Origin of the sequence: Streptomyces sp. 378 (genome assembly GCF_030124145.1) — a bacterium.
In the GTDB taxonomy this organism is placed as follows: domain Bacteria; phylum Actinomycetota; class Actinomycetes; order Streptomycetales; family Streptomycetaceae; genus Streptomyces.
This window is the reverse complement of the sequence record NZ_JASKMS010000002.1, coordinates 311079-325561: the sequence shown is the minus strand read 5'-3', so window position 1 is coordinate 325561 and position 14483 is coordinate 311079. Positions and strand designations below refer to the sequence as shown.

Below are 14483 nucleotides of genomic sequence, written 5' to 3'. Positions count from 1 at the left end.
CCCTCAGGGGCGCGGGGCTGAGCCGATGTGCGGCTCCGCCGCGTGGGCGCGACCGGCCCCCACCGGCCGGCAGGCGACTACTCACCGAGGGCCCAGCCGACGTCCCTGAGCAGGGCATGACGCCACCCGGCCCGGTCATGCCCCGACGCGGACCGGGAAACCCGCACGGTCGCCCCGGCGCGTTCCACCAAGCTCTCGGTCACCTCACAGTGGGGCAGCATCCGGTCCTCGTGCCCGCCGACGTCGAACGCCACCCGCAGCCCCGACAGTTCGGCCCCCTCCCGCAGCCGCTCGGCGACCGCGCCACCGACCGGCCCGCCCAGCGGATCGGCCCACCCCGGGGCTTCCGGCGTCCACCAGAACGACCCGGACTGACAGGCGACCCGCGACACCAACTCGGGAAACTCCAGTGCCGCGTACACCGCGCTCAGTCCTCCGAGACTCTGCCCGGCGACCACCAGCCGCTCCGGATCGGCGTGGACGCCCGACTCCGCCACCAGCGGCAGCAGTTCGTCCCGCACCGCCTCCCACAGCTCCGGCCGGCACGTGAACTCCGTCGCCCGGTCCTTGGCGGGCAGAAAGACGAGAGTGACCGGCGGCAGATCCCCCGCTTCCACCGCCGAGTCGAACGCCGTCATGGCCGGATGCAGATACAGCCAGTCGTCCCCGTCGAGCAGCAGCACCACCGGCCCTCCGCCCCCCGCCGGATGGACCCGCACGGTCCGCCGCCCACCCAGCCGCGCACTCGCCCAGCGGATCCGCGCCCGTGGCACGGGCAGCACCGCATCCGCCCCCAGCAGGGGCCAGTGGGGCTGCTCCGGCGCGTCCGGCGTCGCGGCGATGGACCGGTCACCGCCTGCCCCGGCGGGGTTGAGCGGGTCGGCGTACGACGCGTCCGCCACCAGGAACCGATACGTCACCCGCAGCCGCGCGGGCATGCGCACCTCGGCGTACCAGCAGTCCGTGTCCTTCCAGCGCCGCAGGGCAACCGGTTCCGACCAGCTCTCGAACTCGACGGTCACCGGCTCGGACCCGCGCCACAGGAACAGGGTCACCCAGCCGTCGGCGCCGTCCGGCACCGCCACGGGTGCGCCCGCGGCGGCGGCCCAGAACGCGTCACTGCCGGGCGCGCCCGGCAGCCCGAACTCGGCGAAGGCGTCCTCCCTGTCGGCCGCGGCCAAGCGCATGAACGTCTCCTTGTGAGAGGGAAGGGGCAAAGGCTAAGCTCCGTCAATTAGGCGAGCCTAACCTAATCTTGACCCTCCGAGGAGGCACCGCGCATGAGCACCAACCCCTTCGACGACAGCGAAGGCCGTTTCCTGGTCCTGGTGAACGACGAGGGCCAGCACTCCCTCTGGCCGTCCTTCGCCGAGGTGCCCGGGGGCTGGACGATCGCCTTCGCCGAGAACACCCGCGAGGCGTGCCTGGAGTACGTCGAGACCCACTGGACGGACCTGCGCCCCCGGTCCCTCGCCGCGGCCCAGGACGCCTGATCCTGCCGATGCTGTGCACCAGGCTGACCAACGCCCGCTTCCTCACCATGGAGCCGGACCACCCGGTCGCCCATGACCTGGGCATCTGGCAGGGCCGGATCGTGGGTCTCGACGACGCCGTGACGTCCCTGCCCGCGCGGGAGACCGTCGACCTGCAGGGCGCCACGGTGCTGCCGGGGTTCATCGACGCACATGTCCACCTCGCCTGGACCGGGTTCAAGCAGAACACCCCGAGCATCGCGGGCCGCACCCGCATCGACGACGTGCTCTCGGTCGTGGCCGAGGCCGTCGCCCGCACCCGCGCACCCGGCGACTGGGTGAGCATCGCCGGGTACGACCAGCGGGCCCTTGGCCGCCATCTGACCGCCGCGGACCTCGACCGGGTCAGCGACGGACGCAAGCTCTACCTGCTGCACGACTCCGGGCACGGCTGCGTCGTCAACACCGCCGTCCTGGACCTGCTCCCCGACGGCATCCCGCACGAGAACGGCTTCCTCGCCGAGCAGGCCATGGGCGCCGCCCGCGCCCTGCGTCTGCCGTACTCCCAGGAGGACCTGGCCGAGGCGATCGGCCGCGCGGCCCGCACCTGCCTGGCCGAGGGGGTCACCGCCTGCGCCGAAGCGGGCATCGGCGGCGCCCTCTTCGGCCACAGCCCCGTCGAACTCGGCGCCTACCAACTCGCCCGGGACAAGGGGCTGCTGCCGCTGCGCGTACAGCTCATGGTCTCCGCGGACCGGCTGCGCCCGGTCGACACCCACGAGTCCGACGGCTTCCCGAGCGCCCTCGACCTCGGCCTGCGCACCGGCTTCGGCGACGACCGGCTCTCCGTCGGCGCGCTGAAGATCTACACCGACGGCGGCATGATGGCCCGCACGGCCGCGCTGACCCGCCCGTACGAAGGGCTCGACCACGCCGGGCAGTTGCAGGACGACCCGGACGTGCTCACCGACGTCATCGTGGACGGCCACCTCGCCGGCTGGCAGCTCGCGGTGCACGCGATCGGCGACCGCGCGGCCGACATCGCCCTCGACGCGATCGAGCGCGCCCAGCGCCTGCGACCCCGCCCCGAGGCCCGCCACCGCATCGAACACGCGGGGCTGATCCGGCCCGACCAGCTTCCGCGCTTCGCGCGACTCGGGGTCACCGCCGTCGTCCAGCCCACCTTCCTGCGCTGTTTCGGCGACGACTACGCCTCGATCATGGGTGAGGAACGGGCGCCCTGGATGTACCGGGGAAAGGCGTTCCTGGACCACGGCATCCCGCTGGTGGGCAGCTCCGACCGCCCCGTCGCCGACGGATCGCCCCTGCGCGCCGTCCAGTTCATGGTCGAACGCGTTTCCGCTTCCGGGCTGTTGATCGGCCCGGACGAGGCCGTCACCGTCGACCAGGCCCTGCACGCCTACACCGTCGCCGGCGCCCGCGCCTGCCACTGGGAGGACCGCCTGGGCAGCCTCACCCCGGGCAAACGCGCCGACCTGGTCGTCCTCGGCGACGACCCCCGGCGCGTCGACCCCTCGCGCATCGGCGACATCGAGGTGGCGCGGACCTACGTCGACGGCCTCCCGATCCGCCCGCGCGCCTGATTCCCGGTTCGGACCGAGGAAGGAACCCCTTGACCACGGCCACGCCGCGCCCTGCCGCGCCGCCCCTCGCTCTTCCGGCGCTGACACCCTCCGTGCGCACCGCCCGCCCGGACGAGGCTCCCGCCCTCGCCGCCCTGTCCCGGCCCTTCGTCCGCTCGGGCGCGCTGCGCGAACGCCCCGTCTCCCTCTATGCCGCCCACGCGGCCGACTTCCTGGTGCTGGAGGCCTCCGAAGGCACCCTGGACGGCTGCGTGGGCCTGCGCGCGTACCCCGGGGACCCGGGGGAGGCCGACGCACGCGCGGGCGTCGTCTACAACTTCTGTGTGGCCGCGCACCGGCAGGGCAGCGGAGCGGGGGCCGGACTGTTACGCGCGGTGCTCGCCACGGCGCACGCCCGGTCGCTCGGCGTCCTGTACACGGCGACCACCGGGAGCGCCGGACTGTTCCTGCGCTATGGCTTCACGCAGACGACGGCCCGTCAGGCGCCGCGCTCCTGGGCCACATCCCTGGACCCGCGGCGCAACGCGCACGTGCTGGTCAGGAGGTGGTGACCTGGTCGGGGACCACGGTGGTGCCCGGGCCCGCCCCGGTGAGCACGCTGCGCAGCACCGCGTGCGGTACCCGCCCGTCCACCACGTGCGCTCCGCGGACCCCGCCGCGGACGGCCCGCAGACAGCCCTCCATCTTCGGCCGCATCCCGCTCGCCAGCCCGGGCAGCAGCTCGTCCAGCGCACGGGCCGTCAGACGCCCGATCACCTCGGTGCTGTGCGGCCAGTCCGCGTACAGCCCCTCGACGTCGGTGAGCATCACCAGCCGCTCGGCGCCGAGCGCCACGGCGAGGGCCGCCGCCGCGAGATCGGCGTTGACGTTGTAGACCTGCCCGTCCGCGCCGCGCGCCACGGGGGAGACGACCGGGATGTGCCCCTGCTCCAGCAGCGCGCGCACCATGGCCGGATTCACGTCCACGACATCGCCGACGAGACCGAGGTCCACCGCCCGGCCGTCGACTCGGGCCGGCCGCCGTACGGCCGTCATCGTGTGCGCGTCCTCACCGGTCAGGCCCACCGCGAAAGGCCCGTGGGCGTTGATGTGCCCGACCAGCTCCCGCTGCACGCGACCCGTCAGCACCATGCGCACCACGTCCATGGTCTCCGGGGTGGTCACCCGCAGACCGGCCTCGAACCGGGTCTCCAGTCCGAGCCGGTCGAGCATCGCGCTGATCTGCGGCCCGCCGCCGTGCACGACGACCGGCCGCAGACCCGCGTGCCACAACTCCACGACGTCCTGCGCGAAGGTGCGTTGCAGACTCGCGTCCACCATGGCGTTGCCGCCGAACTTCACGACGACCACACCGCCCCGCAGCTCCTCGGGCCAGGGAAGGGCCTGGACGGACGGATCCCCTGCTCGGTCGGGTGTCACGGTCACGCGGTCACTCCGTTTCCTCACCGACATGGGAGATGGTACTTAGCCAAGCCTAACCTGAATCGAAAGGCCTATTGGTCAAGAGGGCGTGGAGCAGCGGAAGTTGGCATGGCCGGTGGGCGCCCGCCCGAGGTCCTCCAGGGGGAGGAACTCCTCGGGGCGCCCCTGAGCCCATACCGCGGACACCCAGGCCGGCCGTTCACGAGGAGCCGTACGGCTACGCCGATGCTCGATGGTGCGCCTGTGTCCCTCAGTGAGGCACCTTTTCCGCTGAGGCCCACGCGAGGTGAGGAGGCGTTGCGCCTGTTCCCCGGCGTCGCGTCCGGCGCTTGCCCGCCCACCTGCAGACGACGTAGATGGCGAAGGAGACCGTCGTGACGTAGGGGCTGATGGGGAGGGAGCTGCCGAGGGCGAGCAGGATGCCCCCCTCGATCGAGACCACGGCGAAGGCCACGCTGAGCAGCGGCAGGAGGACGGGTGACGCGGTGATGCGGGCGGCTGCCGCGGCGGGGGTGACGACGAGGGTGAGGACCAGCAGGGCGCCGACGACCTGTACGGACAGGGCGACCGTGAGTCCGAGGACGAGCATGAAGGCGAAGGACAGTCGCCGTACCGGCACGCCGCGGGCCTCGGCGACGTCCGGGTCGGCGCTGGCGAAGGCCAGCGGGCGCCAGATGATCGCCAGGGTGACCAGGACGAGGGCGGAGGTGCCCAGCAGCCAGGTCATCTGCGGGGTGTCGACGGCGACGATCTGGCCCGTGAGGAGGCCGAACTTGTTGGCCGCCCGGCCTTTGTACAGGGCGAGGAAGAGCACCCCGAGGCCGAGGCCGAAGGGCATGAGGATGCCGATCGCGGAGTTGCGGTCCCGGGCGCGCGCTCCGAGCACGCCGATCGCTCCGGCCGCGACCAGTGAGCCGACGATGGAGCCCGCCACGATGTTGACCCCCATCAGCAGCGCGGCCGACGCGCCCGCGAACGACAGCTCGCTGATGCCGTGCACCGCGAAGGGCAGGTCCCGCATGATGACGAAGACCCCGGCCAGGCCGCCGATCAGACCGAGCGCGGCGCCGGCGACGAGGGAGTTGCGGACCAGCACCAGCAGTTCGGTGTAGTTGTCGAAGCTGAAGATCTGCTGCCAGATCCCGTCGGCGAACGTCATGGGCGCGCTCCGTCGGTCCGGTGGGTCTCGGGGGCGGGATGATGGGGCGGGGCCGGCTCGTCGGGGGCTCCGACGACCACGATCCGGCCGTGCACCCGGACGACGTCGACGTGGGTGCCGTACAGCCGGGACAGCGACTCGGAGGTCAGCACCTCCTCCGGCGTTCCCACCCGATGGCCGCCGCGTGCCAGGTACAGCACCCGGTCCACCAGCCCCAGCACCGGGTTGATCTCGTGGGTCACGAAGACCACCGCGGTGCCGTGGGAGCGGCGCCGGGCGTCCACGAATTCGGTGACGGCCCGCTGGTGGTGGAGGTCGAGGGAGAGCAGCGGCTCGTCGCACAGCAGGATGCGCGGGTCGGTCGCCAGGGCCTGCCCGATGCGTACCCGCTGCCGCTCGCCCCCGGACAGCATGCCGAGGGGGACGTCGGCGTACGCCGAGGCCCCGACCGCCTCCAGGATCTCGTCCACCCGTCGACGGACGCCGGCGGTGCGCAACCGCGGTCCGAAGCGGTGCCCGTCGATCCCGAAACGCACGAGGTCGCGGGCGCGCAGCAGCGCGTGGGCGGACACGTCCGCCTGCTGGGGGACGTAGCCGATGTGCCGGCCTGCCTCGCGCCCGGGCCGGCCGAGGACGGTCAGCGTTCCTGCGGACAGCTGCTGCCGGCCCAGCAGGGTCCTGACGAGGGTGGTCTTGCCCGACCCGTTCGGCCCGAGGACGGCCAGGAACTCGCCGGGCCGCACCTCCAGATCGAGGCCGTGCCAGACCACCCGCTCGCCGTAGGACACGGCGGCGCCGCGCAGAGCGAGTACCGGGGAGCCGTCGGCGACACCGGTGTCGGTGTCGCTCCGGTGGGCCTGGGGCAGGGAGGGCATGCCCGGTCGCCTCACTTGGTCAGCGCGCTCGCGAGCGCGTCGACATTGGCCGTCATCCAGCCGAGGTAGTTCTCGCCCTTGGGCAGGGTCTCGGTCACGGGAACGACGGGGATGCCGGCCGCCTTGGCCGCGCTCTCGACCTTCTCCGTCTGCGGGCCGGAGGTCTGCGCGTTGTAGACCAGCGCCTCGACCTGCTTGCCGCTGTACAGGGCCAGGGTCTCCTGCAAGACCTTCGGGGAGACGTCGTCGCCTTCCTCGATCGCCTCGCTGAACTCCTCGGGCGTCCTGTCGACCAGGCCGCTCGCCTCGGTCAGGTACAGCGGCACCGGCTCGGTGATGCCGATGCCCTCGCCGCCGTGCTCCTTCTTGATCTGCGCTTCCTTCGACTCCAGCGGAGTGAGTTTCGACTTGAAGGTCTCGGCGTTCTTCGTGAAGGTCGCGGCGTGGTCCGGGTCCGCTTTGCCCAGGGCGGTGGCGATGCTGTCTGAGATCTTGGCGACGCTGGGCAAGTCGTACCAGATGTGCTCGTTGAGATCGCCGCCCTCGGGCGCGGTCCTGCCGGAGACCTTGACGGCGTTGATCACCTCGGCGGAGGAGTCGCTGCTCTTCAGCATCCTGTCGACGAAGTCGTCGTAGCCTCCGCCGTTCTCGACGACGACCTTCGCCTTGGACAGGGCCAGCTGGTTCTGGGTGTCGGCCTCGTAGGAGTGCGGGTCCTGGTCGGGGTTGCTGATGATCGAGGTGACGTCGACATGCTCGCCGCCTATCTGCTCGACGATGTCGCCGTAGACGTTCGTCGAGGCCACCACCGTGACCTTGGACGAACCGCTCGAGTCCGACGTGGAAGTCCCGTCGGCTGCGGAATCCGAACTGCCACAGCCCGCCAGCAGCGCCAGGGAGGCCCCGGTCATCAGCGCCAGGTGACGGCGGGGCGGGGGCGTGCGCATGGGTCCTCCAGGGCGGGTGGTAAAGGGAGTTTTCCCGACAGATCAGGCGAGATCGGATCAGTCGGTCGAAGCCGGTTACTTACCCACGCTAGATGGAAACGAATGTCAGGACCATGGCTGAATCTGATCGATGTGAAAATCATTGCCAAGGCTTGACGTGGCGGCTGCCTGTGCGGCAGGGGCGGGTGCCTCAGGCCCTGGCCGATCAGGCCCCTCGGGCGGCGCACCGTCCGGGGCTCTCTCCGGCAGGTCATGGTCTCCACCGGCTGCCTGGGGGCGATCCTGCGCTGCCGCCGCCGAGGTCATGGGCTGTACGGGGCCGACCAGCCGTGCACACCGGGCCGAAAGCCCGCCGGGATGTCATACGCCTGGGTCCGCTCGTCACCGAGGCCGGCGCGGAGATGGTCGGCGCCGGGCCGAGGGCCGGAACGCGGACGACGGCGCACTGCCCGCCCGGCTGTGCGCGGGGGCCCGGCCCGCGGCAAGTGGCCCGTCTCGACCGAGGCCCGAACTCCCGGGGTCGACAGGAAGCCCGCGTTGGCCGCATCGCAGGGGTGCCGGATCAGGGACAGGCCGGGCTACTCCTGTGCGTGCCGGATGGCGTCCAGCACGATGTGCGCGACGTGGTCGTCGGTGAGGCCGTACCGGATCTCCCGTGCCTGACGGTGTGCGGTCACGATGCGCGAGGTGCGCAGCACCCTCAGGTGCTGCGACACCAGAGGCTGACTCACTCCGAGGGCGGCGACCAGTTCGTGGACGTACTTCTCGCCGTCCGAGAGTTCGCGCACGATGCCGAGGCGGACGGGGGAGGCCAGCGCCTTCAGGAGGTCACTGGCCGCCAAGAGGGCCCGCATCGGTTCCTCGGAAGGGGTCGCTGGAGGAGTGGTCGTCATATGCGCACATTAGCAAGTGGCAATGATTGCCGGTTTCCTTGGCGCCGCCCCGCAAGCCGACTCAGTGATCGTCCCAGTGTCCCTCGTGCGCCGCGTGACGGTGGCCGTCGTGCACGTAGTCGACGTGGTCCTCGTGGGGGATGGCCACATGCCCGCAGCTCTCGCTGTGCTGGTGGTCGTGACCCTCGTGGGGGGCGTGGCCGGTGCTCGCACACTCGTCGACGTGGCCGTCGTGGTTCCGGTGGAGGTGACCGTCGTGCGCGAAGTCGGTGTGGTCGCCGTGCGGGATGGCGACATGCCCGCAGCCCTCGCCGTGGGTGTGGGTGTGGTCGTCGTGCGTGCGGTGCTCGGTGGCGCTGGTCATCTCGTGCTCCTGATCGTGCGGTGGGTCGCGTTCCTGCTCGGCCGAGACATGGGTTCCGCCGACCGTGCATAGCGACATTAACATATAGCGATGTACGTATGTGTTGGGTGACGGGGCGCGCGTTCCTTGGTGCGGATCGTCCGGCCGGGCGGGTGCACCGTGCGCGGAAGGCGCCGCGCTGGTGCGGGGGCGCGCCGCACAGGCGACGTCCACGGCGGACCACCTGGCCTTCACGGCACTCCGGGCGCACGGGGGTGGCGAGACCGTCCGACGGTTGAAGAAGGCGGAGCCGGGCGGGTGGGAGCCGGAGAACCCGGCTGGGACCTCGAACCCACCGGCCGACACGGTGGATGCGGCAGCCCTTGATCCAGAGAGCGTCCCGGTGGGGGCCGGGCGGGAGTCTCCTCATGGCCCGGCGTGCCCGCAGCGGGCCATGAGGAGTCTCGGCCCCGGGTGTCGGCCGGCGATCCCGGCCTCGTCGAAGTGGTGGTGTGCGCCGCCGCGTCTCAGAGGGGTTGCCAGACGCGGGCCAGCGCCGACGTGGTGAGGACCTGGTCCGGATGCCCCTGTCCGGCGAGACGTCCGTCCTGGAGCAGGAGGCATGCGTCCGCCGTGCGCGCGGCCTCCAGGTCGTGCGTGGCCTGGACGACCGTCACCCCGTCCGCGACGAGGTCGGTCAGCAGCGCCCCGATGCGCTCCCGCGCCTCCGGGTCCAGGCCTGTGGTCGGCTCGTCGAGGAGCAGCAGGTCCGATGCCTGCGCCAACCCCTGCGCGATGAGCGCGCGTTGGCGCTGCCCACCCGACAGCTCGCCCAGTTGACGGGAGGCGAGGTCCCGGATACCGAGCCGGTCGAGCGCGGCGTCCACGGTCGTGTGGTCCTGGCGGGTCAGCCGGCGCCACGGGCCGCGCTCGACCCAGCGCCCCATCTCCACGGTCTGCCGGACGGTGAGCGGCAGGGTGTCGCCGACGGCTCCGCGCTGCGGCACGAAGGCGGGCGGCCGGTCTCCGTCGTGGTGGAGATCGCCGGATGTCGGCTTGATCACACCGGCGAGCACGCCGAGCAGGGTCGACTTGCCGCTGCCGTTCGCGCCGACGAGCACTGTCGTGGCCAACGCGGGTATGTCCGCGCTGACTTGATGGAGCACTGGGCGCCCTGGATAGCCGGCGCACAGCCCGCGGAAGCGGGTGTGAGCGGTCCGCTCTCGGGGCGGGGCGGGTGAGAGGGGCGGTTTGTTGAACATGATTTTCATTGTAATGTCGCGGCCATGGAATGGTTGACGGCCCCCTTCGAGGTGACCTTCGTGCAGCGGGCCCTGTGGGGCGGCGTTCTCGTCTCCGCGATCTGTGCGCTGGCGGGCACCTGGGTGGTCCTCAGGGGGATGGCCTTCCTGGGGGACGCCATGTCGCACGGGCTGCTGCCGGGTGTCGCGCTGGCCGCGCTGTTCGGCGGGAACCTGATGGTGGGCGCGGTGGTCAGCGCCGCCGTCATGACGGCCGGCGTCACCGCGCTGGGCCGTACACCGAGGCTGTCCCAGGACACCGGCATCGGACTGCTCTTCGTCGGCATGCTCTCGCTCGGTGTGATCATCGTCTCGCGCTCGCAGTCCTTCGCGGTCGACCTGACCGGCTTCCTCTTCGGTGACGTCCTCGCCGTCCGGCAGCAGGACCTCCTCGTGCTCGCGACGGCGTTGCTCGCGGCGCTGGTGGTGTCGATCCTCGGCCACCGAGCCTTCCTGGCCCTGACGTTCGACGCGCGTAAGGCCCAGACCCTGGGGCTGCGGCCGCGTCTGGCCCACGCGGTTCTGCTCGGCCTGCTCGGGCTGGCGATCGTCGCCTCGTTCCACATCGTGGGAACGCTGCTCGTCCTCGGACTGCTCATCGCACCGCCGGCGGCCGCGCTGCCCTGGGCCCGCAGCGTGCGCGGGGTCATGGCCCTCGCCGCCGTCCTCGGAGCCACCGCCACATTCGGCGGCCTGCTGCTGTCCTGGCATCTGAGCACCGCCGCCGGCGCGACCGTCGCGGCCCTCGCGGTGAGCCTGTTCTTCCTCTCCCACGCGGTGTCCGGGCTGCTTCAACGCCGTGCGCGCCATGCCCCCGCCGCCGCTCCCGTACTCGAAGTCAACTGAAAGAAGCCAGAGGCGATCGTCATGACGGTCAGCAGAAACGTCACTCCCTGGGCTTCGGCCGCACTGACACTCGCCGCGCTGCTCGGCACGGGCTGCGCGGCGGACAAGGCCGACGGCTCCCGCTCTGCGGCGAGTTCCCCCTCCGCCACTCCGCACGGGTACGTCGAGGGGGCGCAGGAGGCCGCCGAGCAGCAGTCCCGGCTCCTGCTGAACGACCCCGGCAGCGGCAGCACCAGGGTTCTCGACCTCATCACCGGCAAGGTGCACACCACCGCTCAGGTGAAAGGCGCCGTCCGGATCGGAACGGACGGCAGGTTCGGCTACCTCCACGCGTCCGGCGGTATCCATGTGCTCGACAGCGGCGCCTGGATGGTGGACCACGGGGACCATGTCCACTACTACAGCGCGGCGGTACGCGACGTGGGCGAACTTCCCGCGCGCAGCCGCGCGCAGGTACGCGGCGATGCCGCCGTGACCGCGGTGACCGACGAGGGCGGTCGCACCCTCCTCTACGACCGCGGCAAGCTGGAGAAGGGCAGGATCGCGTCCCCCCGGACGCTGCCGGGCACCTACACCGGCGCTGTCGTGCCGTACGAGGAACACCTGCTCGCCTTCTCCGACAAGGGCGGCACCACCGAGCTCGTCGTCCTCGACCGCAAGGGCGAACGCGTCGCCGCCCCGGACGTGGAGTGCGAGCAGCCCCGGGGAGACGCCGTCACCCGGCGGGGCGTGATCCTGGGCTGCGCCGGTGGTGCCCTGCTCGTCCGGACCGAGGACGGCGCCTTCACCGTCGAGGAGGTTCCCTACGGAAAGGACGTCCCGGCGCGGGAGCGGGCCACCTCCTTCCGCCAGCGGCCCGGCAGCGACACCCTCACCGCCCCGGCCGGAAGCGACGCCGTATGGGTCCTCGACGTCACCGAGCGGACCTGGACCCGGGTCGACACCGGTCCGGTCGTCGCCGCCAACACAGCCGGAGAGGGCTCCCCGCTGCTCGTCCTGGAATCCGACGGCTCGCTGCACGGCTACGACATCGCCACCGGAAAGCGGACCGCGCGGACCAAGCCGTTGCTGACCGGGGGGAAGAGGGCAGGCGCCGACGGCAACGCCCCCGTGATCGAGGTGGACCGCAGCCGCGCCTACGTCAACGACCCCGAAGGCAAGAAGGTGTTCGAAATCGACTACAACGACGGCCTGCGCATCGCGCGCTCCTTCGACCTGGACGTCAAGCCGGTTCTCATGGCGGAGACCGGACGATGAGCCGGACCGAGGCGAGGCAGCGCGCGAGGGTGGGGATCGCGCGGCTGCGCAGTCTGATCGTGGGCCTGCTCGCCCTCGTCGCCGCCGCGACCGCGACGGCGTGCACCACCGACGGCGACCGGCCCGGCATCGTCGTCACGACCAACATCCTCGGCGACGTCACCCGGGAGATCGTCGGTGACCAGGCCGACGTCACCGTTCTGATGAAGCCCAACGCCGACCCGCACTCCTTCGGCCTGTCGGCGGTGCAGGCCGCCGAACTGGAACGGGCCGACCTGGTCGTCTACAACGGTCTGGGGCTGGAGGAGAACGTACTCCGGCATGTGGAGGCCGCCCGCGAGTCCGGTGTCGCCACCTTCGCGGCCGGCGAGGCGGCCGACCCGCTCACCTTCCACGCGGCCGACGACGGCGGTCCCCGCAGTGAGGATGGGCGCCCCGACCCGCACTTCTGGACCGACCCCGACCGGGTGCGCAAGGCCACCGGACTGATAGCCCATCAGGTCATCGAGCACGTCGACGGCGTGGACGCCGGCACGATACGCGCCAACGCCGACCGCTACGCCGAAGAACTCACCGGCCTGACCGCCTGGATGGAGAAGTCCTTCGACCGCGTTCCCGAGGGCAAGCGGGCCCTGGTCACCAACCATCACGTCTTCGGATACCTCGCCGACCGCTTCGGCTTCCGGGTGATCGGCGCGGTCATCCCGAGCGGCACCACGCTGGCCTCGCCCAGCTCCTCGGATCTCCGCTCCCTCACCGAGGCGATGGAACGGGCGGACGTACACACCGTCTTCGCCGACTCCTCCCAGCCCCGACGGCTCGCCGAGGTGCTGCGTGCGGAGTTGGGCGGCCGGGTCCAGGTCGTCGAGCTCTACTCCGAGTCGCTGACCGCCGAGGGTGAGGGCGCCGACACCTATCTGCGGATGATGCGCGCCAACACCACCGCCCTGGTCGACGGCCTGACCGGCGACTGATCCTCCGGGCCCCCTGTCACGACCGGCTGACGAGCCATCAGCTCCACGTCACTGCCGCCACCGAGCGGCGCGGAAAGGAACACACCGATGAACAAGTCGATACGCAACAGAGCTCTCACGGGCACGGCACTCGCCCTGGCGGTGTCCACGGTTCTGACCGCCTGCGGAGGGGAGGACTCCTCCAAGTCCTCCTCCGACACGAGGGCGAAGAACGCCCCGGGCGCCAAGGCCGCCGCGGTCAAGGACCCGCTGGTCGCCACCTTCGACGGCGGCCTCTACATCCTGGACGGCAAGAGCCTCAAGACGGCCGAGACCTTCGAGCTCCCCGGCTTCAACCGGGTCAACCCGGCGGGTGACGAGGACCACGTCGTCGTCTCCACCGACGCCGGCTTCCGCGTCCTGAACGCCACCGGGCAGACCCTCACCGACATCGTGTACGAGGGTGCCAAGCCCGGCCACGTCGTACGTCACGCGGGCAGGACCGTGCTCTTCACCGACGGCACCGGAGAGGTCAACGTCTTCGACCCCGCGGACCTGGGCAGCGGCAAGAAGCCGGAAGGACGCACCTACACCTCCGCCGAGCCGCACCACGGTGTCGCCATCGAACTGGCCGACGGCACACTCCTCAGCACCCTGGGCACCGAGGAGAAGCGCACCGGCGCGCTGGTACTGGACAAGAACAACAAGGAGATCGCGCGCAACGAGGACTGCCCCGGTGTCCACGGCGAGGCGGCCGCCGAGAACGAAGCCATCGGCATCGGCTGCGAGGACGGCATCCTGATCTACAAGGACGGAAAGTTCACCAAGATCGACGCCCCCGACGACTACGGCCGCATCGGCAACCAGGCCGGGAGCGACACCTCGCCGATCCTGCTGGGCGACTACAAGACCGACCCGGAGGCCGAGTTGGAGCGGCCCACCCGCGTCTCCCTCATCGACACCGAGAAGAAGAAGCTGCGCCTGGTGGACCTGGGCACCAGCTACTCCTTCCGCTCACTGGCCCGCGGCCCGCACGGGGAGGCCCTGGTCCTCGGCACCGACGGCGCCATCCATGTCATCGACCAGAACACCGGCAAGGTCGAGAAGAAGATCCCCGCCGTGGGGGAGTGGCAGGAGCCGCTGGACTGGCAGCAGGCCCGGCCGACCCTGTTCGTCCGCGACCACATCGCGTATGTCTCCGAGCCCAGCAAGAAGGGCCTGCACGCCATCGACCTGGAGACGGGGAAGAAGATCACCTCCGTCACCCTGCCGGAGAGCACCAACGAGCTGTCGGGCGTCGTCTCCGGTCACTGACCGCCTCCTGTCCGCTACGCCCTCGTGCCCTCGCCGCCGCGGCTTTCCGGCCGCGCCGACGGGGGCGCGCCGCTGCCCAGGGCGCTGCCGGGACCAT

General features: G+C 71.4%; 15 protein-coding genes. 7 read left to right on the top strand and 8 right to left on the bottom strand.

Going from position 1 to position 14483, the window contains the following annotated elements; all coding sequences use genetic code 11:
- Nucleotides 1–77: 77 nt before the first annotated feature.
- Nucleotides 78–1187 (bottom strand): alpha/beta hydrolase-fold protein, encoded by a 1110-nt coding sequence (locus tag QNO09_RS04325; protein ID WP_283968680.1) that lies wholly within the window; start codon nucleotides 1185–1187, stop codon nucleotides 78–80.
- Nucleotides 1188–1280: 93 nt separating this feature from the next.
- Between QNO09_RS04325 and QNO09_RS04320 the strand changes: the two genes are divergently transcribed.
- From QNO09_RS04320 to QNO09_RS04310, 3 genes are read left to right on the top strand one after another with little or no spacing between them, the layout of a single operon-like run.
- Complete coding sequence (locus QNO09_RS04320) at nucleotides 1281–1493, top strand: MbtH family protein (RefSeq protein WP_283968679.1); 213 nt, start codon at nucleotides 1281–1283, stop codon at nucleotides 1491–1493.
- An 8-nt stretch (nucleotides 1494–1501) separates the two neighbouring features.
- Nucleotides 1502–3076: an amidohydrolase gene (locus QNO09_RS04315; protein WP_283968678.1), complete on the top strand. Its 1575-nt coding sequence runs from the start codon at nucleotides 1502–1504 to the stop codon at nucleotides 3074–3076.
- 29 nt (nucleotides 3077–3105) lie between these two features.
- Complete coding sequence (locus QNO09_RS04310; RefSeq protein WP_502962240.1) at nucleotides 3106–3627, top strand: GNAT family N-acetyltransferase; 522 nt, start codon at nucleotides 3106–3108, stop codon at nucleotides 3625–3627.
- Here the strand turns inward: QNO09_RS04310 and argB are convergent.
- The 7 genes from argB to aztA all read right to left on the bottom strand — a co-directional run bounded on the left by argB (nucleotide 3614) and on the right by aztA (nucleotide 9986).
- Nucleotides 3614–4528 (bottom strand): acetylglutamate kinase, encoded by a 915-nt coding sequence (gene argB, locus QNO09_RS04305; protein WP_502962239.1) that lies wholly within the window; start codon nucleotides 4526–4528, stop codon nucleotides 3614–3616. The two genes, QNO09_RS04310 and argB, sit on opposite strands and share 14 nt — an antisense overlap.
- Nucleotides 4529–4748: 220 nt before the next feature.
- Nucleotides 4749–5657: a metal ABC transporter permease gene (locus QNO09_RS04300; RefSeq protein WP_283968677.1), complete on the bottom strand. Its 909-nt coding sequence runs from the start codon at nucleotides 5655–5657 to the stop codon at nucleotides 4749–4751.
- Nucleotides 5654–6532, bottom strand: a complete 879-nt coding sequence (locus QNO09_RS04295) for a metal ABC transporter ATP-binding protein (RefSeq protein ID WP_283968676.1) — start codon at nucleotides 6530–6532, stop codon at nucleotides 5654–5656. The genes QNO09_RS04300 and QNO09_RS04295 overlap by 4 nt, the downstream gene beginning before the upstream one ends.
- A gap of 11 nt (nucleotides 6533–6543) precedes the next feature.
- Nucleotides 6544–7479, bottom strand: a complete 936-nt coding sequence (locus tag QNO09_RS04290; RefSeq protein ID WP_283968675.1) for a metal ABC transporter solute-binding protein, Zn/Mn family — start codon at nucleotides 7477–7479, stop codon at nucleotides 6544–6546.
- Between the two features lie 578 nt (nucleotides 7480–8057).
- Nucleotides 8058–8372: an ArsR/SmtB family transcription factor gene (locus QNO09_RS04285; protein ID WP_283968674.1), complete on the bottom strand. Its 315-nt coding sequence runs from the start codon at nucleotides 8370–8372 to the stop codon at nucleotides 8058–8060.
- A gap of 61 nt (nucleotides 8373–8433) precedes the next feature.
- Entirely contained in the window at nucleotides 8434–8736 is a 303-nt protein-coding gene (locus QNO09_RS04280) for a hypothetical protein (RefSeq protein WP_283968673.1), read from the bottom strand.
- Nucleotides 8737–9242: 506 nt separating this feature from the next.
- Nucleotides 9243–9986: a zinc ABC transporter ATP-binding protein AztA gene (gene aztA / locus QNO09_RS04275; RefSeq protein ID WP_283968672.1), complete on the bottom strand. Its 744-nt coding sequence runs from the start codon at nucleotides 9984–9986 to the stop codon at nucleotides 9243–9245.
- 15 nt (nucleotides 9987–10001) lie between these two features.
- Here aztA and aztB point away from each other — a divergent pair, with 15 nt between their 5' ends.
- The 4 genes from aztB to aztD all read left to right on the top strand — a co-directional run bounded on the left by aztB (nucleotide 10002) and on the right by aztD (nucleotide 14386).
- Nucleotides 10002–10862, top strand: a complete 861-nt coding sequence (aztB, locus tag QNO09_RS04270) for a zinc ABC transporter permease AztB (RefSeq protein WP_283968671.1) — start codon at nucleotides 10002–10004, stop codon at nucleotides 10860–10862.
- 21 nt (nucleotides 10863–10883) lie between these two features.
- A complete protein-coding gene (locus QNO09_RS04265; RefSeq protein ID WP_283968670.1) occupies nucleotides 10884–12119 on the top strand; it encodes a hypothetical protein in 1236 nt (411 codons plus the stop codon).
- Nucleotides 12116–13093: a zinc ABC transporter substrate-binding protein AztC gene (aztC, locus tag QNO09_RS04260; RefSeq protein WP_283968669.1), complete on the top strand. Its 978-nt coding sequence runs from the start codon at nucleotides 12116–12118 to the stop codon at nucleotides 13091–13093. Before QNO09_RS04265 ends, aztC begins: the two co-directional genes overlap by 4 nt.
- Before the next feature lie 87 nt (nucleotides 13094–13180).
- Nucleotides 13181–14386, top strand: a complete 1206-nt coding sequence (gene aztD / locus QNO09_RS04255; RefSeq protein ID WP_283968668.1) for a zinc metallochaperone AztD — start codon at nucleotides 13181–13183, stop codon at nucleotides 14384–14386.
- Nucleotides 14387–14483: the final 97 nt, after the last annotated feature.